At 69.0% G+C, this 21718-nt stretch carries 17 protein-coding genes, 1 pseudogene and 1 riboswitch; of the genes and pseudogenes, 8 read left to right on the top strand and 10 right to left on the bottom strand.

The genetic code is table 11. The annotated features are described in order from the left end of the window. Positions 1–40 precede the first annotated feature (40 nt). The 4 genes from TX83_RS13425 to TX83_RS13410 all read left to right on the top strand — a co-directional run bounded on the left by TX83_RS13425 (position 41) and on the right by TX83_RS13410 (position 3440). Positions 41–1039, top strand: a complete 999-nt coding sequence (locus tag TX83_RS13425; RefSeq protein WP_141233504.1) for a hypothetical protein — start codon at positions 41–43, stop codon at positions 1037–1039. A gap of 23 nt (positions 1040–1062) precedes the next feature. Next, positions 1063–1860, top strand: a complete 798-nt coding sequence (locus TX83_RS13420) for a helix-turn-helix domain-containing protein (RefSeq protein WP_141233503.1) — start codon at positions 1063–1065, stop codon at positions 1858–1860. 110 nt (positions 1861–1970) lie between these two features. Then, positions 1971–2411, top strand: a complete 441-nt coding sequence (locus TX83_RS13415) for a VOC family protein (protein WP_064748464.1) — start codon at positions 1971–1973, stop codon at positions 2409–2411. Positions 2412–2636: 225 nt separating this feature from the next. Continuing rightward, positions 2637–3440 carry a hypothetical protein gene (locus TX83_RS13410; protein WP_141233502.1) on the top strand — a complete coding sequence of 268 codons (804 nt, stop codon included), beginning with the start codon at positions 2637–2639 and terminating at the stop codon, positions 3438–3440. Positions 3441–3569: 129 nt separating this feature from the next. Here TX83_RS13410 and TX83_RS13405 read toward each other — a convergent pair whose 3' ends face one another. Beyond that, a complete protein-coding gene (locus tag TX83_RS13405; RefSeq protein WP_064748462.1) occupies positions 3570–4088 on the bottom strand; it encodes a hypothetical protein in 519 nt (172 codons plus the stop codon). 509 nt (positions 4089–4597) lie between these two features. On the opposite strand from TX83_RS13405, the pseudogene TX83_RS13400 reads away from it, so the two are divergent. Continuing rightward, positions 4598–6637 (top strand): annotated as a pseudogene (locus TX83_RS13400) (sodium-translocating pyrophosphatase); the annotation flags it as partial. Next, complete coding sequence (locus TX83_RS23910; RefSeq protein WP_261370131.1) at positions 6626–7120, top strand: OmpA family protein; 495 nt, start codon at positions 6626–6628, stop codon at positions 7118–7120. The pseudogene TX83_RS13400 and the gene TX83_RS23910, both read left to right, overlap by 12 nt. Before the next feature lie 121 nt (positions 7121–7241). Here TX83_RS23910 and TX83_RS13395 read toward each other — a convergent pair whose 3' ends face one another. Then, on the bottom strand, positions 7242–7649 hold the full coding sequence (locus TX83_RS13395; protein ID WP_064748460.1) for a discoidin domain-containing protein: 408 nt from the start codon (positions 7647–7649) through the stop codon (positions 7242–7244). An 80-nt stretch (positions 7650–7729) separates the two neighbouring features. Beyond that, positions 7730–8725: a sterol desaturase family protein gene (locus TX83_RS13390; RefSeq protein ID WP_064748459.1), complete on the bottom strand. Its 996-nt coding sequence runs from the start codon at positions 8723–8725 to the stop codon at positions 7730–7732. Positions 8726–9086: 361 nt separating this feature from the next. Between TX83_RS13390 and ppa the strand changes: the two genes are divergently transcribed. Continuing rightward, positions 9087–9635 (top strand): inorganic diphosphatase, encoded by a 549-nt coding sequence (gene ppa / locus TX83_RS13385; RefSeq protein ID WP_064748458.1) that lies wholly within the window; start codon positions 9087–9089, stop codon positions 9633–9635. An 89-nt stretch (positions 9636–9724) separates the two neighbouring features. Here the strand turns inward: ppa and TX83_RS13380 are convergent, their stop codons facing one another. The 7 genes from TX83_RS13380 to thiC form a co-directional block, all read right to left on the bottom strand. Next, entirely contained in the window at positions 9725–10162 is a 438-nt protein-coding gene (locus tag TX83_RS13380; protein ID WP_064748457.1) for a VOC family protein, read from the bottom strand. 336 nt (positions 10163–10498) lie between these two features. Continuing rightward, on the bottom strand, positions 10499–13429 hold the full coding sequence (locus tag TX83_RS13375; protein ID WP_064748456.1) for a TonB-dependent receptor plug domain-containing protein: 2931 nt from the start codon (positions 13427–13429) through the stop codon (positions 10499–10501). A 159-nt stretch (positions 13430–13588) separates the two neighbouring features. Further along, positions 13589–13909 (bottom strand): hypothetical protein, encoded by a 321-nt coding sequence (locus TX83_RS22825; protein ID WP_141233501.1) that lies wholly within the window; start codon positions 13907–13909, stop codon positions 13589–13591. A 321-nt stretch (positions 13910–14230) separates the two neighbouring features. Then, complete coding sequence (locus TX83_RS13370) at positions 14231–15151, bottom strand: helix-turn-helix domain-containing protein (protein ID WP_064748455.1); 921 nt, start codon at positions 15149–15151, stop codon at positions 14231–14233. Positions 15152–15294: 143 nt separating this feature from the next. Then, the gene (locus TX83_RS13365; protein WP_186442595.1) at positions 15295–17631 is read right to left on the bottom strand and encodes a winged helix-turn-helix domain-containing protein; all 2337 of its coding nucleotides are present in this window, start codon (positions 17629–17631) and stop codon (positions 15295–15297) included. Between the two features lie 289 nt (positions 17632–17920). Continuing rightward, complete coding sequence (locus TX83_RS13360; protein ID WP_064748453.1) at positions 17921–18601, bottom strand: ion channel; 681 nt, start codon at positions 18599–18601, stop codon at positions 17921–17923. A gap of 202 nt (positions 18602–18803) precedes the next feature. Further along, the gene (gene thiC / locus TX83_RS13355) at positions 18804–20681 is read right to left on the bottom strand and encodes a phosphomethylpyrimidine synthase ThiC (RefSeq protein ID WP_064748452.1); all 1878 of its coding nucleotides are present in this window, start codon (positions 20679–20681) and stop codon (positions 18804–18806) included. A gap of 64 nt (positions 20682–20745) precedes the next feature. Beyond that, positions 20746–20848: riboswitch (TPP riboswitch) on the bottom strand. A 167-nt stretch (positions 20849–21015) separates the two neighbouring features. Here thiC and TX83_RS13350 point away from each other — a divergent pair. Next, the gene (locus TX83_RS13350; RefSeq protein WP_064748451.1) at positions 21016–21675 is read left to right on the top strand and encodes a hypothetical protein; all 660 of its coding nucleotides are present in this window, start codon (positions 21016–21018) and stop codon (positions 21673–21675) included. Positions 21676–21718: the final 43 nt, after the last annotated feature.

The following is a 21718-nucleotide window of genomic DNA, read 5'->3' as shown; positions in this document are numbered from 1 at the left end:
GCGCCCCCAGCCCCTCCGTCGCCCCTCAGGAACCGTTCGAATGGAATCCGGAACGTTCTGCCCGCGCTTGCCCTGGACTGCCGCCCTCGCGCTGGCGCTGATCGCCGCCCCGGCCCTCGCCGGCGAGGGCTACGTGATCCACCGCGAAGGCGCCAAGCCCAAGCGCAGCCTGATCTACGCCGACGCCGGCTCGGTCGAGCCGGCGCTGACGCTGGAAGAGCAGACCCAGCTGCTGTTCGAGCGCGGCCCCGACGCGGTCGAGGCCGCGCGTGCCGCGGCGCCGCGCGCGCTGCAACTGATCGAGGTGCGCGAGCACCGCGACGCCCCGGACAAGCTGATCCACGAGCTTCAGATCGACTGCGCGGCCGGCCGGGTGCGGGTGATCGCCGGCGAGGCCCACCTGCGCAACGACACCCGCCGGCCCCTGCCGGCCCGGGACTGGGCGCCCGCCTCCGCCGGCTGGCTGCAGCAGGCGCAGCGTTTCGCCTGCGAGCCCGCCGCGCGCGACGCCGCGCACGGCATGCAGGTCCTGTCGCAGCCGATCGGCCTGCTCGATGCGGTCGACCGGACTTGGGCCGAGCAATGGCCCGACGGCCGCCGCCCGCCCTACACCGGCGACCGCAGCGAGGCCGCGGTGCAGGCCCAGGAACAGAAGATCGACCAAGCCATCAGCCAGCTGTCCAGCAGCATGGAACAACTGCGCAGCAATCTGCAGGCGCAGGAGCGCGACGCGAGCGAGCAGGCCGCGCAGGCCGCGCGCCAGGCCGAGCGGCGCGCGCAGACGCCGGCGCCGGCCCTGGAGCAATGGATCGAGGCGCCGGTGCAGTTGCTGGTCGGCACCTGGGGCGAGCCCAAGGCCTATCGCGACGAGGCCGACGCGCGTTGGCTGGACTACGTGATCGCCGCCGACGGCGGCGCGTCGTCCGCGCGCTGCTCGGTGCATTTCCTGGTCCGCGACGGCCGGGTGCGCGATTACCAGACCGGCGGCTCCAGCGCCCATTGCCGGCAGGCGCAGCTGCCGCCGGGGCCGAGCCTGTGAAACCGCCGGCACCGACCGCGCCGGTGCCCGCGCCCTTGCGGCCCTGGGTGGCGCAGGTGTGGTCGTGCGCGCGTCCGCACCGGCCGGAGCCGGGCGCGCGCGAACACGGCCTGCCCAGCGGCGCGATGCATCTGGCGGTGCGCCTGGACGGTCCGCCCCTGCGCCTGTACGCCGACGCCGGCGACATGCGCGGCCGCGACTTCGGCCCAGCGATCGTGGCCGGCGTGCGCAGCGGCTATTGCATCAAGGACCTGTCCCGGCCCGCGGCTTCGGTCGGCGCCGTACTGCGGCCCGGCGCGGCGCTGGCCTTGTTCGGCGTGTCGGCGGCCGAGCTGGCCGGCCAGCACGTCGATCTGCGCGAGCTGTGGGGCAGCCGGGCCGAGTCCCTGTACCAACAACTCGCCGCCTGCCCCGATCCGCAGCGCCGCCAGGCGCTGTTCGAACGCTTCCTGCTCCGACGCCTGCGCGGGGCGCGCGGCCTCGATCCGCAGATCGCCCTGGCCGCGCGCACCCTGCAGCGCGAACCGGCAGCGGTGGCGGCGATGGCGGCCGGCGCCGGACGCAGCCATCGCCATTTCATCGCCGCTTTCCGCGACGCCACCGGCCTGTCGCCGAAACGCTACGCGCGGGTGCAGCGCTTCCGCCGCCTGCTCGAACGCCTGAGCGCGCTGCCCGATCCGGACTGGGCCGGGCTGGCCCTGGATGCCGGCTATGCCGACCAATCGCATCTGATCCGGGAATTCGGCGAGTTCGCCGGAGTCAGCCCGGGGCGCTATGTCGCCGCCCGGGTGCGCTCGCCGCATCATCTGCCGATCGGCTGAACCGGCGCTCCGGAAACGCCGCGGTCAATTTCGTCCAATCCGCCCGCCGCGCACGGCCCTAACCTGCGCCTACCGTCGATCCCCCGACTTTCCCGCCTCCGGAGCCCGCCATGGCCGTGCACGAACTGTTCCCCTATCTGTGCGTCGCCGACGCACGCGCTGCGGTCGAGTTCTACTGCGGCGTGTTCGGCGCCACCGAGAAATTCCGCCTGGTCGAGCCCGGCGGGCGCGTGGGCCACGTCGAACTGGATTTCGCCGGCGCCACCTTGATGCTGTGCGAGGAGTTCCCCGAGATCGACGTGCGCCGGCCCGATCCTGCGCGCGGCCACAGCCACAGCCTGCACCTGCATGTCGACGACGCCGACGATGTGGTCGCGCGCGCCGTGGCCGCCGGCGCGCGGCTGGCGATGGCGCCGCGCGATCATTTCTACGGCGAACGCTCCGGCACCGTGATCGACCCGTTCGGCCATCGCTGGAACATCGGCCACAGCATCGAGCAGGTGACGCCGGAGGAAATGCAGCGGCGCTATGAGGACGAGCCGGGTTGCTGAACCGTGCCGCGGCGGACGCCGGTCCGGCGTCCGTTCAGGCACACATCGCGTGCGAACGAACGATGACAAGGTGTGCGCTGCGTCGGAGCTTCGGCGCATAAGCACATTCGTCCATCTCAAAAACCGTTGATTCGACCCGGCGATTGCGGCAATCTGCCGGCGCGCGCGTTCATGCGAATGATGGCGGGACGCACGGATGCCGTTTCGACTTACAAGGAGGCCTTCGTGAAAGGCAAGTTGCTGACGCTGTTCGCCCTGTTGCTTCCCTCCACCTCGGCCCTGGCCGGCCAGTGCGAGGACAACTTCACCAAAACCGGCAACCCGCTCAAGGGCACCGAGTATTCCACCACGCTGACCGTGCCCGGCCTGGGCGTGCCCAGCGCGATCGCGCAGATGCACAACATCGCGCTCGAAGACGGCATGAACATCATCGACGAGAACGCCGAGTCCGGCGCGATGTTGCTGGAAGTCTCGCCGAACGTGGCCCATCGCGGCCTGCAGGTGTACTTCACCGCTGCGCCGGGCGGTTTGACCAAGATGCTGCTCAAGACCCGCCGCGGCTCGCTGGCCAACGCGGACTCGATCAAGACCTCGATGTGCAAGATGCTGTACCAGCTCAAGCCCGGTAAGGCGCCGGCGACCAAGAGCGTGGGCGCCAAGCCGATCACGATCTCGGCGATCAAGCTCGGCGACCAGGTCGGCCAGACGGTGAAGGACAACGCCGGCCTGATCGACGCCCGCTTCAAGGGCAAGACCTACCGCATCAGCGGCTACTTCGCCGGTTCCGAGCCGAGCAGCCGCGGCATGGAAGTGTTCTACGACATGACCCCGTCGCTGCTGCCGGGCTACGTGCAGAGCGAGTCGACCAAGCTGTTCTACACCCGCATCATGTGCGTCATGGCCAAGGACCAGCGCGGCCATGCGCTGAGCCTGCGCGAAGGCGACAAGATCGATCTGACCGGCACCTTCGCCGAGTACCAGAGCAATACCCGCACGGCGGTGATCAGCGACTGCCGGCCGTCCAAGTAAGCGGACGCCGCGACGAACGAGACAGGGGCCGCATTCGCGGCCCCTTTCTTTTGCGCGCATTCTTGCGCGAGGGTAGCGCGCGGTTTCTGCGCCGGACGCCGCGCGGCCGGGCCGCGCGCTCGGACGGGTTCAGGCGCCGCAGGCCTTGCCTTCCACGCTCATCGAGGCGGCGAACATCGGAATCGCGGCGAGCTGGGCGGCGCCGGCCTTCTGCTTCTCGTCCTGCAAGTACAGGCGCGAACGGCCCTGCGCGTCCAATCGCGGCGGCGCGGCCGCGGCCGGCTTGCGCCAGATCCGCAACACCGCCTGCTGCTGCGGGCAGGCCGCGTTCGGCACCCGGATCAGATCGTTGAACGTCCAGCCCGCCTGTTCCGACGGCTGCGCCTTGGCCGCATCGACGAAACGCGCGCGCGGCTGGCAGGTCGGGCTGGTGCGCACGACCGCGAACTTGTAGGGCTCGGCCGCCTGGCCGGTGAACAGGCCCTCGATGCGCGCGCAGGCCTCGGGGATCTGGCGCAGGGTGTGCACGCGCCCGGCCGCTTGCGCCGGTATCGGCGCGCGTTTGATTTCAGGGACCGGGTCGGCGGCGGCATGCGCGCCGCCGGCCAGGCCGGTGCATAGCAGGGAAGCGATCAGCACGCGTCGCATCGTCGGCTCCGTTCTGTTCAGGCCATTCGTTCAGGCCGGGGCAGACTGGCACGCAGCGGCTGAACCGGTCCCGGCCGCCCGGGCGCGCTCCGATCGGCAGGCGCCGCGCCCGGCCTGGGCGGGCTGCGCGCGCACATGCCGCGAGACGTCCCGCCATGCGATCGTCCGCGCGCGCATCGGCGGATCGATCCGCGCTTGTCCGGCACACCGGCGCGCGCGCCTGCGCAGCGCGCGCAGGCACCCGCGCAACGGCACAGCGGCGCAGCCGATCCGTGACTGGGGTCGCAGCCGCTCGCGTGCGCTCGGCGGCGCACCGCGCGCGGCGAGGTTTCGCCCTACCGGCCCCTATGCCATAGTCGCTACGACGCCGTGTCCGCAACACGGCGTCGCTGCAATGCAGCACCTGCAGCGCAACACGCGATCCGCGGAATCGCCCCACGCGCAGCCCGCGGCAAAACCGATCGACCTGTTGTCCCGTGATGTCCACTTCTACGTTCGGGGAGGGGTTCATGCTGGAGCAGTACGGTTTGACCTTGGCGCTGGGCTGCGCCGTCATCGCGATCCTCTACGGTATCGTCTCCGCGCGCTGGATCAGCGCACAACCCGCCGGCAACCAACGCATGCAGGAGATCGCCGGCGCGATCCAGGAAGGCGCACGCGCCTATCTCAACCGCCAATACACCACCATCGGCGTGGCCGGCGCGGTCTTGTTCGTGGTGATCGGACTGTTCCTCAATTGGCCGACCGCGATCGGTTTCCTGCTCGGCGCGGTGCTGTCCGGCGCGGCGGGCTACATCGGCATGAACGTGTCGGTGCGCGCCAACGTGCGCACCGCCGAAGCCGCGCGCAAGGGCATGGGCCCGGCGATGGACGTGGCGTTCCGCGGCGGTGCGATCACCGGCATGCTGGTGGTCGGCCTCGGCCTGCTCGGCGTCGCCGGCTACTACGCCGCGCTCGGCCATTTCGGCATCCTCGGCGAAAAGGCGCTGCATGCGCTGGTCGGCCTGGCGTTCGGCTCCTCGCTGATCTCGATCTTCGCCCGCCTCGGCGGCGGTATTTTCACCAAGGGCGCCGACGTCGGCGCCGACCTGGTCGGCAAGGTCGAAGCCGGCATTCCCGAGGACGATCCGCGCAACCCGGCGGTGATCGCCGACAACGTCGGCGACAACGTCGGCGACTGCGCCGGCATGGCCGCCGACCTGTTCGAGACCTACGCGGTCACGGTGATCGCGACCATGCTGCTCGGCGGCCTGATGGCGGCCGACATCGGCCGCCACGGCGTGCTGTATCCGCTGGTGCTGGGCGGCGTGTCGATCATCGCTTCGATCATCGGCACGTTCTTCGTCAAGGTGGGCGATTCCAATAACGGCCGCGGCGGCTCGATCATGGGCGCGCTGTACAAGGGCGTGATCGTCTCGGCGGTGCTGGCGGCGATCGCGTTCTATCCGATCACCGCCGAAATGATGCGCGACGCCAAGTACGGCGCGACCAACCTCTATGTCTGCGCCCTGATCGGCCTGATCCTGACCGGCGCGATCGTCTGGATCACCGAGTACTACACCGGCACCCAGTACGGCCCGGTCAAGCACGTCGCCGCCGCTTCGACCACCGGCCACGGCACCAACATCATCGCCGGCCTCGGCGTATCGATGAAGTCCACCGCCTTGCCGGTGATCGCAGTGTGCGTGGCGATCTACGCGTCCTATGCGTTCGGCGGCCTGTACGGCATCGCCATCGCCGCGACCTCGATGCTGTCGATGGCCGGCATGATCGTCGCCCTCGACGCCTACGGCCCGATCACCGACAACGCCGGCGGCATCGCCGAAATGGCGGAACTGCCGTCGGAGGTGCGCGACGTGACCGACCCGCTCGACGCGGTCGGCAACACCACCAAGGCGGTGACCAAGGGCTATGCGATCGGCTCGGCGGCGCTGGCCGCGCTGGTGCTGTTCGCCGACTACACCCACAACCTGCACACCGCGCACCCCGGACATACGTTCGCGTTCGACCTATCCGACCACATGGTCATCATCGGCCTGCTGATCGGCGGCCTGATTCCCTACCTGTTCGGCGCGATGGCGATGGAAGCGGTCGGCCGCGCCGCCGGCGCGGTGGTCGAGGAAGTGCGGCGCCAGTTCCGCGAGATCGCCGGGATCATGGAGGGCACCGGCAAGCCGCAGTACGACAAGGCGGTCGACATGCTGACCAAGTCGGCGATCAAGGAAATGATCCTGCCCTCGTTGCTGCCGGTCGCGGTGCCGGTGATCGTCGGCCTGCTGCTCGGGCCCAAGGCGCTGGGCGGCCTGCTGATCGGCACCATCGTCACCGGCCTGTTCGTGGCCATTTCCATGACCACCGGCGGCGGCGCCTGGGACAACGCCAAGAAGTACATCGAGGACGGCCATCACGGCGGCAAGGGCTCGGAGGCGCACAAGGCCGCGGTCACCGGCGATACCGTCGGCGATCCGTACAAGGACACCGCCGGCCCGGCGATCAATCCGCTGATCAAGATCATCAACATCGTCGCCCTGTTGCTGGTGCCGCTGTTGCCGGTCGCCGGCACGGCCGGCGATGCCGCCACGGCGACCCACGGCACCAGTTCGGCCGTGGCCGCGGCCACCGGCGAACCGGCGCCGACGCCGGGCGATGCCGCCGCCGACACGGCGGCGCCCGCGTCCGGCGAGCCGGCGGCGAGCGCGGACGCGAGCGCCGGCGCCGACTCGCGCAACGCCAAGCTGTACTTCGACGTGGGCTCGGCGACACCGCCGGCCGATGCCGCCGCCGAACTGGCCGGCGTGGTCGCCGCGCTCAAGGCCGAGCCCGAGCGCAAGGCGCGCATCTCCGGCTTCCACGACACCAGCGGCAGCGCCGCGACCAATGCCGAACTGGCCAAGCAGCGCGCGCAAGCCGTGCAGGCCTGGTTGGAAAGCCAGGGCATCGTCGCCGGACGCATCGCGCTCGACAAGCCGGCGGTCACCACCGGCAGCGGCGACGCCAGAGAGGCCCGGCGGGTCGAAGTGACGGTCGAGTAAAGCGCACCCGAACCCGGACGACGACGGCGGCTGCGGCCGCCGTCGTCGTCGATGCCGAGGAGAAACGCACGCAACGCGGGAGGCCGCCTTCGCTGCGATGTCGCGATCCGTTGCGCCCTGCTCAGCGCACCTCCAGCTCGTAGATGCGCGTGGCCGGGTCCGCCGGGTCCTGCGCCGGCTGATGGACGTCCAGGCGCACGTAGCGCGCCCAGGTCGGCGCGATGACATGGGTGCGCACCCCTTGCCGGTTGTCGCGCACCTGCACGACCTCGCGCCAGCGCTCGCCGTCGTCGGACAGCGAAAGCGCGTAGGCGCGGGTGTTCATCGCCGCCGGTTCGCCGCCGGCCGCGGCGTGCTTGAGCACGAACTCGCGCACCGGCCGCCGCGATTGCAGGTCCACCTGCAACCGGCCTGGCCGTTGCAAGGTGCAGAACTTGTGTTCGGTCTTGCTGCTGAGCCGGCCGTCGACGGCCTTGCCGGGCTCCTCGCCGGGCTTGCAGACCGGCGATCCGGTGGCCGGCCGGCCCAAGGCCAGGTTAGGCGCCGCCGGTGCGCAGGGTACGGCCGTGAGCGCAGCGCAGGCCACAATCCATGCTGCGGATGCGCGCCTCATGCCGCCTCCTGCCGTTGCGCCAGCCAATCGCGCTTGCTTTCCAATGCCGTCTTGTAGCGGCCGTCGTGACTCCATCCTGGCGGCATCAACAGATAGCGCAGCTTGTTGCCCAGGCCGGGCGCGGCGATCACGTCGCGCGCCAACGCGACGAACTCGCCGAGGTAGGCGTCGAGAAAACTGCCGGGCCACATCGGCCGGGTGATGCCGTACTCGATGCTTATGTCCTCGCGCTGCGGCTGGTAGGTGCCGAATGCGCGATCCCAGATATTGAGCAGGTTGCAGAAGTTGGTATCCATGTACAGCGGATTGCGCGCATGGTGCACGCGATGGTGCGCCGGGGTGAGGACCCAGCGGTGCAGCCGGCCCAGCCGCCCATCGCGCAACGCGTGTTCGCCCAGGTGGATGAACTGCCCCCAGAATCCGTCGATGAACATGATCAGCAACAGCAGCGGCGGGCTGACCCCGGCCAGGATGCAGATCGTGGTGCGCACGATGTCGGCGTACGGCGCCTCCAGGAACAGGTGGGCGTAGTTGACCGACAGGTTCATCGCGGTCGGGGCGTGATGGGTCGAGTGCAGGCACCACAACAGCCGCACCTTGTGCGCGAGGTAGTGGTAGACGAAGTGGGCGAACTCCCACACCACATAGCCGTAGATCAGGCCGTACCAGCTCGGCTCCGCCTGGAACGGCGCGTACGGCTGGAACAGCGCGATGCACGCGGCGACCATGCCGAAACTCAGCAGCGCGCCGATCAGCCGGTTGGCGACCAGGGTCAGGAACGGGACCCGGTAGTCTTCGAGCTTGAACCTGCGCTGGACCAGCGCCCGCGCCAGCTCGTAGACCAGCAGAAACGGGATCACCGGGTACAGCAGCGCCTTGACGCCTTCGGCGCTGAGCAGGGCGCGGTAGCCGTCGGCGGCCACCAGCTCCAGCAACGCCCCCAGGCCGAAGAAGCCGATCACCTCATGCAGCGCCTGCGCTCCCCAGTCCATTCCGCCCCCCGGATTTAGATCGATCTATATCCGTATAGCCACGACCCCGGCCGAGCTCAAGCGCAGCCCGGGGCCGGCCGTTTCGGAACCTTGGACGGGCGCTTGGCGCTTATTGGCGGCCCGACCGGACCGAGGCCGGCGAGCCCCTCGGACCGGTTCGCCGGGGCGCCGTTCGGCGCCGAAGGCGGCTGCTTCGCGGTAGTTCGACAATTCCGCGCGAAGTGGGCGTCGCGGCGGGCGGCCCTGCCGACTCCGAGCCCCCTGCTGCATCGCAACACCCGGCCGCGTAGAATGCCCCACCCTTTCTTTTCATCACCGTGCCCGCCGCCCCCGCCGCGGGCCCGCCAGGAGTCGGAGCATCATGGGTCTGGATCACGTTTCCACCGGCAAGAATCCGCCGCACGAAATCAACGTCATCATCGAAATCCCGAAGGACGCCGAGCCGGTGAAGTACGAGGTCGACAAGGCCTCCGGCGCGATCTTCGTCGACCGCATCCTCTCGACCCCGATGCGTTATCCCTGCAACTACGGCTACGTCCCCCACACCGTCTGCGGCGACGGCGACCCGGCGGACGTGCTGGTGATCCTGCCGCTGCCGCTGATCCCCGGCTCGGTGATCCGCTGCCGTCCGGTCGGCGTGCTGAAGATGTCCGACGAAGCCGGCAGCGACGAAAAGCTGCTGGCGGTGCCGGTCGACAAGGTCTTCGCCGGCTACAGCCACATCCACGACATCGACAAGGTCAGCCCGCACTGGCTGGAGCGCATCGGCCACTTCTTCGAGCACTACAAGGACCTGGAGAAGGGCAAGTGGGTCAAGCTCGACGGTTGGGGCAATGCCGAAGAGGCCAAGAAGATCCTGGTCGAGGCGATCGAGCGCTACGCGGCCGAGGAAGACAAGCCGAAGTTCTGAGCGACGCGACGGCGGCCGAAGAACCCGTCGCGCCCGGTCGATTCGATGCAGAAAGGCCGCCTCCGGGCGGCCTTTTTGCTGGTTCGCGCTCAGCGCAGCTCTTCGGCCAGCCCGATCAGCAATCCCTCGGGGCCGCGGATGTAGCAGAGCCGATACGTGTCCTGGTACTGGACCACGTCGCCGACCAATTGCGCGCCGCGCGCGCGGAGCCGTGCGAGCGTCTCGTCGATGTCGTCGACGGCGAACATGACCCGCAGGTAGCCCAGGGCATTGACCGGAGCCGTGCGGTGATCCGCGACGACCGGCGGGGCGAGATAGCGGCAAAGCTCGAGCCGGCCGTGTCCGTCCGGGGTGCGCATCATGGCGATCTCGACCCGCTGATCGACCAGCCCGGTGACCCGTCCGGCCCATTCGCCTTCGATCGTGGCCCGCCCTTCCAGCTCCAGGCCCAGTTCGCGAAAGAAGTCGATCGCCCCCGTCAGGTCCTCGACGACGATCCCCACGTTGTCCATCCGCTTGAGCGCCATGTCCGGTCTCCGGGTTGAGCCTGGGTGCTCTACCGACGCTTGGGGTGTGTCCACACCATAGACGATTCCGGGTGGCGGCGCGACGCGGATGAGCCGGAACGCGTGGACGGGAAAGAGGAGCGCGTTGCGCAGTCCGTCGGTCCGGCATGGCGTGAAAAAGGCCGCTTTCGGAGCGGCCCTTGTAGTTCGTTGCGGATGGGCGGTTCGTCGGACCTCGGTCGCGGCTCACGCCGCTCCTACAAGAGCGGTGCCGCCCGCCCTCGCCGATCCCAAATCCCAAATCCCAAAAAACTACGGCCCCAAAAGGGGCCGTAGTTTTCGACGCTGACGCTCAGATCAGAAGCGCTGGGTGTACTTCATGTACACGAAGCGACCGATGTCGAAGCTGCCGTTGTAGACGAAGCTGCTGTTCGGCTGGCTGTACATGGTCTGACCCTGGTGGTCGAACACGTTGTTGGCGCCCAGGGCCACCGTGGCGTTCCACGGGGTGTTGTAACGGACCTGGACGTCGTGGAACGTGTTGGCGCCCACTTCGCGCACCGGCTGCTGACCGCGGTAAGCCGAAGCGTAGTTCGGGTTGCCGCACTCCGGACCGCCGGCGGTGTCGTACGCGCAGTCTTCCTTCAGACCCGAGTAGTAACGCACGTTCCAGGTCGCACCGAAATCGCCGTACTGCCAATCGGTGTTGAAGTTCGAACGGACGCGGAAGTTGGCCGTGCCGTCGATGGCCCAGCTGGTCTTCTGCTCGACCGGGGTGGTCGATTCGCTGTCGCGCTTGTACTCCAGGTAGTCCACGTAGCTGGTCTTCCAGTTGAACGTGAAGTTACCGAAGCGGGTATCGGTCAGACGGTAGGCGACGCCGAGGTCGTAACCGGCCGTTTCCTGGTAGCCGCCGTTGATCAGGGTACGGGTCACGTCGACCACTTGGCCCAGATCGTCGGCGTCGCCGCTGCGCTCGAAGCGGCTGCACGCCGACTGGATGCCCAGCACGTAGCAGTTGTTGAGCAGCGAGGTCACGGTCTCGGCCGCGATCACGTCTTCGATCTTGATCTTCCACCAGTCCAGGCTGATGTCCAGACCGCCGACGAAGCTCGGGCTGTAGACGAAACCGATGGTGGTCGACTTCGAGGTTTCCGGCTTCAGCAGCGGGTTGGAGCCCGACTCGAAAGCCGAATTCGACTGCGCGTTCGGACCGGTCGCCGGACCGCCCGAAGCGGCCTGGCGGAAGTTCGCCGGCACCACGGCCGCGCAGCGAGCGGCGACCTGCGGGTTACGCACAGCGGCGCCGAACGAGGTGTCGCACGGGTCGGTGTAGTTGTCGAAGGTCTCGTTGGTGCCGCCGTACAGGTCGGCCACGGTCGGGGCGCGGAAGCCCGTCGCGTAGGTGCCGCGGATCAGCAGGTCGTCGATCGGCTTCCACTTCAGGCTGAACTTGCCGTTGGTGGTGTCGCCGAAGGTGTCGTAGTCCGAGTAACGGCCGGCGATGTTGAACGACAGTTCCTTGGCGAAGGCGACGTCGGCCAGCACCGGCACGCTGAGTTCGGCGTAGAACTCGTCGAGCTTGTAGCCGCCTTCGGTCATCGCGCCGGCGAGGTCCGAGCTCAGGCCCGACTGCAGCAGCGCATCGGGTTCGTAACGCGCGGTTTCCTTGCGGTGCTCGTAACCCACGGCCAGGCCGAGGTCGCCGGCCGGCAGCGAAGCCAGCACGCCGCTCAGGTTCAGGCTGTAGACCTGGGTTTCGGTTTCCGAACGGTCGTGGGTCGGCAGGAACAGGTACTTCTGCAGTTCCGGGTTGTTGGTCAGCGAGCCCGGGCCGGTCTGGCCGTAGCCGAGCAGCGGGTTCCACGGCACGCAGCTGGCGATCACCGCGCCCGGGGTGCCGCAGTGGGCCACGCCGGCGGCGTCGATGAACGACGGGCCGACGGCCTTAGCCACGTTCGGCAGGAACAGGTTGCCGGTGCCGGTCTTGCTGCCCTTGTTCTGGTTGTAGATGTAGCCCACGTCCCAGTCCCACGGCTTGCCGGCCAGTTCGAACGAACCTTCCAGGCCCGCGCTGAAGCGGTAGGTGGTCAGCTCGGACTTGGTCTGACGCGGCATTTCCCAGGTACGGCGGATGTAGTCGACGTTCTCGCCCTTGAACGGGTTGAACGCGCTGTCGCCCGACAGCGACAGGTCGCCGTCATAGCGGCGGAAGCCGAACGAACGGAACGGGTAGCCGGCGATCTGCTGGGTGGCTTCGCGGTCCGTGTACAGGACGTCGGCCTTGGCGCGCAGGTTGTCGGTGATGTCGAACTCGGCGTTGGCGAACACCGAGCGACGCTCCAGACCCGTCTGCAGGTACATCTGCTCGTTGGTGTTGGTGGCGTCGGTGAGCGGGTTGTAGGCGCGGAAGTCGGCCTGCGAACCGGTGGTGGTGCGGCCCGGCAGCGCGGTCAGGTCGCCGCTGTCGCGGACCAGGATGCCGTTGCGCGAGATGTTGCTCCAACCGTTGTCGCGGTAGTCGCCGTTGGCGTCGAGGTCCGGAACCGGGTGGCCCTTGCCGTTCGGGTAACGGGTGAAGCTGCGGTCCTTGGCCAGGACCGGGTCTTCCTTGCTGTACTCGGCGCCGAGGGTGATCGAACCGCGCTCGCCGGTCTGGCCGATGACGAAGTTGTAGATCTCCTTGTTGCCGTCGCCCTGGCCGTACTGGCCGAGGTAGGCGCTGGCTTCCAGGCCGTCGAAACGCTTGCGGGTGATGATGTTGATCACGCCGGCGATGGCGTCCGAGCCGTACAGCGCCGAGGCGCCGTCGGTCAGCACTTCGATGCGCTCGACGATCGAGCTCGGGATCGAGGCCAGGTCGGAGTAGCCGGCCGAGCTGATGCCCATGCGCTTGCCGTCGATCAGGACCAGGGTGCGCTCCGGACCGAGGTTGCGCAGGTCGACGTACTGGCCACCGACTTCTTCGCCCGAGGACAGCGCGTCGGCACGCGAGATCGCCGGCGAGCCCGAAGCGGTGATGTTCTGGACGATGTCGGCGACGCTGGTGAAGCCCTGCTTCTGGATGTCGGCGCGCGACATGGTGACCACCGGCTGCGCGGTTTCCAGGTTGGCCTGGCGGATGCGCGAACCGGTGACTTCGATGCGGTCGAGGGTGGTGGTGCTCTTGGAGGCATCGGCTTCCTGAGCGCCGGCAACCGCCGGGACCAGAGCCGACACTAACGCCGCGGCGATGGCGGTCGGCAGCAGGCCGGACCGCGCCTCGAGGCGCAGACTGCGATGGTTCATCTATCTCTCTCCAGTAATCTCGTTATAGGCGTGTTAAAACGCCTCGCAAAAGTACGGCCCGTGCGCCGAGACTGCTTTGCGGCTGACGTTGAGAGAATTTGCTGAGTGAGTCGTCGCGGACGCACGCGAACGCACATGAAAAAAGCAAGCGCAAAGATGTCATCGCATTGCGGTTTCGCGCCTGCATTCGCAATCGCAGCGACGTTCACGTTGCATTGTGTTTGGCGATTGCGCGCTTGGACGCCGCGCTGCGCGAACGTAGAACATCGCCGCAGCACGCATGCGGCAAGCGTGCGCATTCGGTCGGCGCGTCGCTTCGCGCGGCTCGCGGCGCGCCTTCGTATCGCGCCGGGCCGGCACCTGGAACGATTTCGGATGCGCATCGGCCGCATTCGGCAAATGCCGCCGCATCCGCGATCGCCGCGCGCCGCTTTCGTTCATGCTCGGTTTGGCGACGCCGCGATATTCGCGCGCGTGCATATATATGCGCGCCTGCGCGCAGCGGCCCCCATCGCGCAGGCAGGCCCACGCGCACGCGCTGCGCACGCGAACGCGTTTGCGCGCGCAACGGGTCGAGTTCGGGTTCGGAGAGCGCGCTCGGGAAGTGCGATCGGCCGGGCCGAGCGGCCGGCTTGCGCGGCGCCGAAGTTTCGATCGCGCGTATCGCGCGTCGAAACTTCGGCGGGGCTATGGCGTCACGGGGACGGCTTCAGACGGTCTGCGACTTGGGGGAGTCGTGTTGCTGGCGTTGCGGTAAAGCGTGCTGGCGTTGAACGAACGGCTGAAACGTTGCGGCGGCGATCAGGCCGCGAGCTTGCGCACCATCGCCACGACCGGCGCGGGCTGGGGCTTGGCCGCCTCCTGCTTGGCGGTGGCCGCGGCGCTGCGGTAGCGGGTCGCCGAGGTGCCGAAACGGGCGCGGAACGCACGGGCGAAGCTGCAGCAGTTGTCGAAACCGCTGGCGGCCGCGACCTCGCCGATCATCATCGAGGTGTTCTCGAGCAGATCGGCCGCGTGCTCCAGACGCATCCGCGCCGAGGCGGCCTGCGGGCTCTCCTCGTACAGGCTGTGGAAGGTCTTGGAGAAGTACCAGCTGGAGAAGCTGGTCAGCTCGGCCAGTTCGCTGATCCGCACCACCCGGTCGCAGTTGCCTTCCAGGTACAGGCGGGCGCGCTGCAGACGGCCGAACACTTGGCGCTTGCGGCTGCGCGAACGACCCGGGCAACGCTGGATACGCGCGGTCAGCTCGCGCTGGACGCCGGCCAGGTGCAGCAGGATCGGGCGCAGGGCGTTCAGGTCGAAACCGGTGTCGGCCTCGCCGTTGCGGGCATGGGCCTGGCGCCACAGGCGCAAGGCGATGCGGGCGTCGTGCACGCTCATGCGGCCGCGGCCGGAGTACAGGGTGCAGTCGGCCAGGCGGGCCATGGCCTTGATCGCTTCGCCGGTCAGGTTCAGGCCGATGCAGACGCCGTAACGGTCGGCCTGCAGCACCGGCTTGGAGTCGCGCTCGAACGCGATCCAGTCGCCGCGCTTCAAGCGGAACTTACCTTCCTTGGCTTCGACCCAGGAGCTGCCGCGCAGCTGGACCCAGATCGAAAAATGAGCCCCGGCCAGCTGCGCGCTGCCGAGACGCGAGACGCCGACGCAACTGGCCTGGGCGGCGGGATCCTGCGCGTCCAGCTGCAACAGCTGTCCGCGATCCGCCCACAATGCTTGCTCCATTGGTCCACCTCATTTGCGGGGAATGAGGTTTTTATTTGCCTGAGCAAGGACCGCCCTGCCGGAAATTTGACGGAGAGTTAGGCGAATTCGGAACGAGGTCACAACCGAAGCTTTTCCGAAAGCCAAATTTACTGCCAAATCAATCAGTTGAGCCAGCCCGGAACGAAGGTCTTCGGCTCTTCGGGCAGATCCATGTAACCGATATCAGCGCCGTCCCACTTGGCCAGGGCCAGATAGACCGTGTCGCCGCGCGGACTCAGGCTGAAGCCGTTGATCGCCGAACGCCGGCTTTGGTCCAGGCACAGCACCGATGGCGGCGCACTCGGGTCGGCGACCCGGCGCAGCAGCGACAGGCAGGTCGGCTGTTGATCGAGGTAGCGCAGCTCGCCGGTGCCGGCGGCGACATCCCACAGCCGATAGCGATCGGAGACCGGCTCATTGGCATCGATGCGTCGCACGCTGGTCGGAGACAACTGCAGATCGACCTGCCACAGGCCGGCCTCGGTCTGGCGAGTGAACAGCAGCCGCGCCTGGGCCCGGTCGAGCCGGAGCTGGGACACGTCCGGCAAAGTGGCGATCCGACGCCAGGGTGCGCGGCGGCGGTCGAACAATTGCGCCTGCATGCGGCCGTCGTTGCCGCCGACCAAGACCAGCAGCTGGTTCGGGTCCGGCAGCTGCACCACCTGCAGCGGTTCGGCCACCGGCGCCGGCAGACGGGTCACCTTGCCGCTCGTCGGAACGATTTCGTACAAGGCGTTGCGGCCTTCGGCGTCGGTGCCGACCACGGTCAGGTGCTGGCTGTCGTCCGACCACGACGGCGCATAGCGGATGTTGGGCAGCACCCCCTGCAACATGCGCAGCGAGTCGGGCTGGTCCAGGTCGGCCCACCACAGATGGGTGCTGCCGGAGCGGTCGGAGGCGAACACGATCTGACGCCCGTCCGGGGCCACCGTCGGCAGGATGTCGCGCGCCGACGAGGGGAACAGCGGGTCGACCACGTGCACCGCACCCTGGGAGGTGTCGCCCAGCACGACCCGGAACAGGCCGAAGTAAGGTTTGCGCTGGACGAAGGCCGCCGCCGGCCGCGCCGCCGCCACCGCCGGCGCCTGGGCCGACTCGATGCCGAGGTCGCGGGCCTGGCCGCCGTCGAGATCGAGGCGGAACATGCGCGTATCGCCGTCGATCATGCGCCCGAACAGCAGGCCGCGGCTGTCCGGCAGCCAGTCCCAGCCGCGCACGTCAGCGCCGAGCTTGCTCAGCCGCTCGGGGGTGCCGCCCTCGGCCGGCAGGCGCCAGAAGTCGCCCTGCGGGTTGTTGCGCACGAACACCAGCCAGCGCCCGTCCGGCGAGAAGCGCGGCCACAGGTCCAGATTGCCGACGCCCGGGTCGTAGGGCACCGCGCGCCATTCGCCGCTGGCCAAGTCGAGCACGCGCATGCCGACCGTGCCCTGCGACGTCCACATGCTGCCGAAGATCAGGCCGCGCCCGTCGGGGGTCCAATCGAAGGTCGGCGGGCTGCGCGAGTCGCAGTCGCCGAGCTCGCGCTCGGCGCCGCCGTTGGCGGCGATCATCAGGATCCGGCACGACACGCCCGGCTCGACCCGCAGGAAGGCGATCGAGCGCCCGTCCGGCGACCAGGCCGGGGCGCTGTCCTCGGCCAGGCCGCTGGGCTGGGTCAGCTGCCGCGGCGGGGTCTGGTCGGTGGTCTGGACCAGGATCGCAGTGCCGCGCTGGCCTTCCGGAATGGCGACATAAGCGACCATCGCCGCGTCGGGCGACAGCGTCGGCGACAGTTCGAAGCCCGGCATCGAGGTGATCAGGCGATAGGCGCGCGCGGTATTGGCCGCGACCCGTGCCGGGTCGGCGGTCGGCAGCGCCGCTTGCAGGTTCGGCTGGCGCGCCAGCGACCACCAGACCAGGCCGGCCACCAGGCCGATCACCGCCGCGATCACCCCGAGTATCGAGCGCCAGTTGCCGCGCGGCCGGGCACTGCCCGGCAACGGCGGGATGGGCTCCAGCCGCTCGGCCGCGGAGCGGGCGGCGTAGCCGGAGGCCGTCGCAGTCGCAGTCGCCGCCGCAGCGTCGACAGCGGCCGGCGGCGCAGCGGCCGCGCTGTCGCCGGCGGGCGCGGGCGCGCCTTCGGGCTGCAGCCATTCCACTCGCGCCAGCAGGCGGTAGCCGTTCTTGGCGATGGTCTCGATGTAGCGCGGATTGCCGCGGTCTTCGTCGAAGGCCTTGCGCAGCTGGGTGATGGCCTGGGTCACCACGTCGTCGGTCGGCAGGGTGTCCGGCCAGACCTCGGCCAGCAGCGCGTCGCGGCTGACCACCCGATCGGCGTGCTCGACCAGCACCAGCAGCACGCCCATGGATTTGGGCGTGATCCGGCGCGGACGACGCGCCCCCGGTGCGCGGATCTCGCGCAAGGGGATGTCGACCAGGCAATCGCCGACCCGCAGGTGCTCTGCGGGCAAAGGCGGCATCGATGGCTCGTGAACTCGGGGCATGAATCCTGCTGATGGTGCGCACTCGCCCACCGCCAGTCATGTGCCTGAACGCATGGGCGGCCGAACGACAAACCGACAGATCCGGCATGGCGCGGTGGCGCGATCGGAAAAGCGCACCACAAGCACACTATTCTAGCGCTCCGGAAGCCGGCGCGGATCGGTTTGGCTGGGCGAAAACGCCTGGCTAGCATGAAGGCGCCGAAACGTATCGTTCCAAAAGGCGCCCGGAAGTGTGTGTTTTTCTGTAAGAAAACCCGCCAACGGCTTAACGCGGGTCGTGGCGCAGGATGGTCAGGCTGATCAGGCGCGACACCACCGCGGCGATGTAACCGACCCCGGCGAACTGCTCGAACATGGTCAGTACGCGCGCCGCCGGGCTCATCGGCAGGATATCGCCCAGGCCCACCGCCGACAGATTGGTGAAGCTCAGGAACAGCAGCTCGATCCAGGTTCGCGGCTCGCCCGGGCGCTCGGCGCCGACGAAGCTGCCCGGGTACCAAGCCTGGCAGACCAGAAAAGCATAGGCGAAGCCCCAGGCCAGCAGGGTGAAGGTCGCCCCGGCGGCGAACAGTTCGTCGGCGGTGACCCGGTGGTCGCTCATCATGTAGGCGATCAACGCGCCGGCGGCGTAGAAGTACAGCGCCGCCTCCAGCGCCGAAGACATCACCAGCAGGACCGGACTGGCGTAGAGCACCGACAGCACCGACAGCGCGAACGCCGGTATCGCGATGATCCAGGCGATCCACTTGATCGCCGGGCTGCGGTTGACCACCCACACCGCCAGCGCCAGCACCAGCACCCCGAACGCGCCGAACACCACGCGCCCGCCGCCGGCCGGCTCGAACAGCGGATAGGCCAGCATGCTCAGCAGTTGCGCCGCGAGCAGGAAGGCGGACGGATGCCGGCGCGCGAGGGCGCGCCATTTGAGCGAAGCGTAGCTGGCCATGGAGCGGGGAGCCGGGAGGTCGCGGGCTGGAGTCGGCGGATAGTAGGGGCCAAAGCCGGGGCCGCGGCAAGCCTGCCCCGCGTCGCCGGCGTCTGTGCGCCATCCGGGGCCGCCGGCCGCGTCCTCAGGCGCGGCGATGCATCGCGCCGCAGCCGGGGCGGAAGGCATCCAGCACGTCCGATGCCTCCGTCCCGGCGCGCCCTCAGGCGCGGTGATACACCTCGGCGCCCTGGGCGCGGAACTCGGCCGACTTCTCGGCCATGCCCTCGTCCAGCGCGGCCTGCTCGTCGACGCCGTGTTCCTTGGCGTAGTCGCGCACGTCCTGGGTGATCTTCATCGAGCAGAAATGCGGGCCGCACATCGAGCAGAAGTGGGCGACCTTGTGCGCGTCCTTGGGCAGGGTCTCGTCGTGATACTCGCGCGCCCGCTCCGGGTCCAGGCCGAGGTTGAACTGGTCTTCCCAGCGGAACTCGAAGCGCGCCTTGCTCATCGCGTTGTCGCGCGCCTGCGCGCCCGGATGGCCCTTGGCCAGGTCGGCGGCGTGGGCGGCGATCTTGTAGGCCATCAGGCCTTCGCGCACGTCGTGCTTGTTGGGCAGGCCCAAGTGCTCCTTCGGCGTCACGTAGCACAGCATCGCGGTGCCGTACCAGCCGATCATCGCCGCGCCGATCGCGCTGGTGATGTGGTCGTAGCCCGGGGCGATGTCGGTGGTCAGCGGGCCGAGGGTGTAGAACGGCGCTTCGCCGCAGACCTCCAGCTGCTTGTCCATGTTTTCCTTGATCAGCTGCATCGGCACGTGGCCGGGGCCTTCGATCATGGTCTGCACGTCGTGCTTCCAGGCGATCTGGGTCAGCTCGCCGAGGGTTTCCAGCTCGCCGAACTGGGCCGCGTCGTTGGCGTCGGCGATCGAGCCCGGGCGCAGGCCGTCGCCGAGCGAGAAGGCCACGTCGTAGGCCTTCATGATTTCGCAGATTTCCTCGAAATGGGTGTAGAGGAAATTCTCCTTGTGATGCGCCAGGCACCACTTGGCCAGGATCGAGCCGCCGCGCGAGACGATGCCGGTGACGCGCTTGGCGGTCAGCGGCACGTAGCGCAGCAGCACGCCGGCGTGGATGGTGAAGTAGTCCACGCCCTGCTCGGCCTGTTCGATCAGGGTGTCGCGGAAGATCTCCCAGTTGAGCTCTTCGGCGCGGCCGTCGACCTTCTCCAGCGCCTGGTAGATCGGCACCGTGCCGATCGGCACCGGCGAGTTGCGGATGATCCACTCGCGGGTTTCGTGGATGTGCTTGCCGGTGGACAGATCCATGACCGTGTCCGCGCCCCAGCGGATCGACCACACCAGCTTCTCGACTTCCTCGGCGATGCCGGAGGACACCGCCGAATTGCCGATGTTGGCGTTGACCTTGGTCAGGAAGTTGCGGCCGATGATCATCGGCTCGCTTTCCGGGTGGTTGATGTTGTTGGGGATGATGGCGCGGCCGCGCGCGACTTCGTCGCGGACGAATTCGGGGGTGATGATCTTCTGGATGTCGGCGCCGAAGCTGTGGCCCGGATGCTGATTCAGCAGGTGCGCCTCGCGGATCGCCTCCAGGCGCTGGTTCTCGCGGATCGCGATGTATTCCATTTCCGGGGTGACGATGCCGCGGCGCGCGTAGTGCATCTGGGTCACGTTGGCGCCGGCGATCGCGCGCCGCGGCAGCGGCCGGTTGCCGAAGCGCACGTGGGCCAGCTTGGGGTCGTGTTCGCGCTTGCGGCCGAACTCCGACGACAGGCCGGCCAGCGCCTCGGTGTCGCCGCGCTCGGCGATCCAGGCCGCGCGCAGCGGCGCCAGACCGCGCGCGAGGTCGATGGCGGCGGCCGGATCGGTGTAGGCGCCCGAGGTGTCGTACACCGCCAGCGGCGCGTTGTCTTCGCCGCCGAAGATGGTCGGCGTGCGCGCCAGCGCGATTTCGCGCATCGGCACCTGCAAGTCCGCGCGCGAGCCTTGCACGTGGATCTTGCGCGAACCGGGGATCGGGCGAGTGACGTCGGCCGAGAGCTGCTCGGCTTGCTGGATCAGTTCGGAGGGCACCGCATTCATGGCTTTCGTCCTGAGATTCGCTCTTTCGAGCCGGGACGAAGCGGGCGCGCGCGGCCGCGCCCGCGGCGCGTCCGGCGAAGCTTCCCTACGGCGGTCTCAACCGCATCAGGTTCGAAGGGACTGTCTCAACCGTCGATCCGAAGACCGCGGTACCCCCGCTTCAGTGCGCATTAGACATGGAAACCGCGGCCGGCGCCAATGCGCGCCGGCGCCGGTCCCGTTCAGGCCCCGCCCGCCAGACCCGTCCCACAGGCCTCATCGGCCGGGCCGTCCGCCGCCGGAGCGCCCGGCCGCCGCGATTGCCGGCCAACGCCGCCGCGGCTAGCGTGCACGCATGCGCCCACATTCCCTGATTCGTTCCGCCCGCACGCGCCGCGACGCGCTTGCCTCCGTCCTGGCCCTCAGCTTCGGCCTGGGCATCGCCGCCTGCGCCGGACCGACGCCGCGCCCGCCCGCTTCCGGCGCCGGAACGACGGCGATCGCCGTCGCCGATCCGCTGGCGCCGCTGCGCGCCTTGTGCGGCCAGGCCTATGCCGGCCGGGTCGTAGCCGACACGCCGGCCAGCGCCGACGATCCCTTCGCCGGCAAGTCCCTGGTCATGCACGTGCGCGATTGCCGCAGCGGCGAGATCCGCATTCCCTTCCAGGTCGGCGAAGACCGCTCGCGCACCTGGGTGATCGACGTGCTCGCAGACGGCCGCCTGCGGCTGAAGCACGATCACCGCCACCGCGACGGCAGCGCCGATGCGTTGACCCGGTACGGCGGCGAACAGCGCGCCGGCACGCCGGCCGGCCGCTACGAGTTCCCGGTCGATGCCGAAAGCCAGGCGCTGTTCCGCCGGCTCGGGCGCGAGGTCTCTCTGGGCAACGTGTGGGCGCTCGAAGTCGCGCCGCAACGCTTCGTCTACGAACTCGCCCGGCCCGGACGTCTGTTCCGGGTCGAATTCGATCTGAGCGCACCGGTCGCGGCCCCGCCGCCGCCGTGGGGCGGCTGAGCGCGCGGCGGCACGGCGACGCCGCCCGGCCGGCCGAGCGCCG

Origin of the sequence: Lysobacter antibioticus HS124 (assembly GCF_000336385.2) — a bacterium.
GTDB classification, from domain to species: Bacteria; Pseudomonadota; Gammaproteobacteria; order Xanthomonadales; family Xanthomonadaceae; genus Lysobacter; species Lysobacter firmicutimachus.
The sequence above is the reverse complement of the archived record's forward strand: the minus strand, read 5'-3'. Positions and strand labels throughout refer to the sequence as shown.

Coding starts and splice junctions, on each gene's coding strand:
- thiC (WP_064748452.1), bottom strand. CDS start 20,681: ATGAATGCGGTGCCCTCCGAACTGATCCAGCAAGCCGAGCAGCTCTCG.
- TX83_RS13350 (WP_064748451.1), top strand. CDS start 21,016: ATGCGCCCACATTCCCTGATTCGTTCCGCCCGCACGCGCCGCGACGCG.
- TX83_RS13370 (WP_064748455.1), bottom strand. CDS start 15,151: ATGGAGCAAGCATTGTGGGCGGATCGCGGACAGCTGTTGCAGCTGGAC.
- TX83_RS13405 (WP_064748462.1), bottom strand. CDS start 4,088: ATGCGACGCGTGCTGATCGCTTCCCTGCTATGCACCGGCCTGGCCGGC.
- TX83_RS13375 (WP_064748456.1), bottom strand. CDS start 13,429: ATGAACCATCGCAGTCTGCGCCTCGAGGCGCGGTCCGGCCTGCTGCCG.
- TX83_RS22825 (WP_141233501.1), bottom strand. CDS start 13,909: ATGCACGCGCGCGAATATCGCGGCGTCGCCAAACCGAGCATGAACGAA.
- ppa (WP_064748458.1), top strand. CDS start 9,087: ATGGGTCTGGATCACGTTTCCACCGGCAAGAATCCGCCGCACGAAATC.
- TX83_RS13380 (WP_064748457.1), bottom strand. CDS start 10,162: ATGGCGCTCAAGCGGATGGACAACGTGGGGATCGTCGTCGAGGACCTG.
- TX83_RS13425 (WP_141233504.1), top strand. CDS start 41: ATGGAATCCGGAACGTTCTGCCCGCGCTTGCCCTGGACTGCCGCCCTC.
- TX83_RS13415 (WP_064748464.1), top strand. CDS start 1,971: ATGGCCGTGCACGAACTGTTCCCCTATCTGTGCGTCGCCGACGCACGC.
- TX83_RS13365 (WP_186442595.1), bottom strand. CDS start 17,631: ATGCCGCCTTTGCCCGCAGAGCACCTGCGGGTCGGCGATTGCCTGGTC.
- TX83_RS13360 (WP_064748453.1), bottom strand. CDS start 18,601: ATGGCCAGCTACGCTTCGCTCAAATGGCGCGCCCTCGCGCGCCGGCAT.
- TX83_RS13390 (WP_064748459.1), bottom strand. CDS start 8,725: ATGGACTGGGGAGCGCAGGCGCTGCATGAGGTGATCGGCTTCTTCGGC.